This is a genomic window from Kitasatospora sp. MBT66 (genome assembly GCF_000710405.2).
GTDB lineage: Bacteria > Actinomycetota > Actinomycetes > Streptomycetales > Streptomycetaceae > Kitasatospora > Kitasatospora purpeofusca.
This window is the reverse complement of record NZ_JAIY01000006.1, coordinates 119768-120317: the sequence shown is the minus strand read 5'-3', so window position 1 is coordinate 120317 and position 550 is coordinate 119768. Positions and strand designations below refer to the sequence as shown.

Here is a 550-nt window from a genome sequence, read left to right as displayed (position 1 = left end):
GCCGGGCCCCGCGGCCGAGTGACCGTGTCCTGCGTCGACGGCGAGTGGCATGCCTTTCCCGCCCGACTGCTGGCCCAGGTGCTGGCGCTGCGCGGCTGGGAGGTGGACTATCTCGGCGCCCAGGTGCCGACCCCGCACCTGATCGCACGGCTGCACCGCACCGCGCCGGTCGCCCTGGCGCTGTCCGCCTCCCTCGCGCCGCGCCTGGCCACCGCCCACTCCGCGATCAGCGCCGCGCAGGCTGCGGGCGTCCCGGTACTGGTGGGCGGCGCGGCCTTCGGCCCCGACGGCCGATACGCCCGGCTGCTGGGGGCGGACGCCTGGGCCGAGGACGCCCGTGGCGCGGCCGATCGGCTGGCCGAGGGCCTGGTCGCCCCACTGCCCGCGCACCAACCCGTCGACGACCTGCCCCATCTCGCCGACCAGGAGTACACGCTGGTCCGCCGGAGCGCGCCGCGCCTCGTCGGTGCCGTGATGTCGGGTCTCGCCGAGCGGTTCCCCGCCGTGCGCTCCTACACCGAGGCGCAGCTCCAGCACACCGCCGAGGACA

General features: G+C 76.9%; 1 protein-coding gene. It reads left to right on the top strand.

The window, feature by feature from the left end; genetic code table 11:
- Positions 1–24: 24 nt before the first annotated feature.
- Positions 25–550, top strand: a 526-nt coding sequence (locus BI06_RS13080; RefSeq protein WP_233290135.1) for a B12-binding domain-containing protein, incomplete at its 3' end; no start/stop codon positions are given.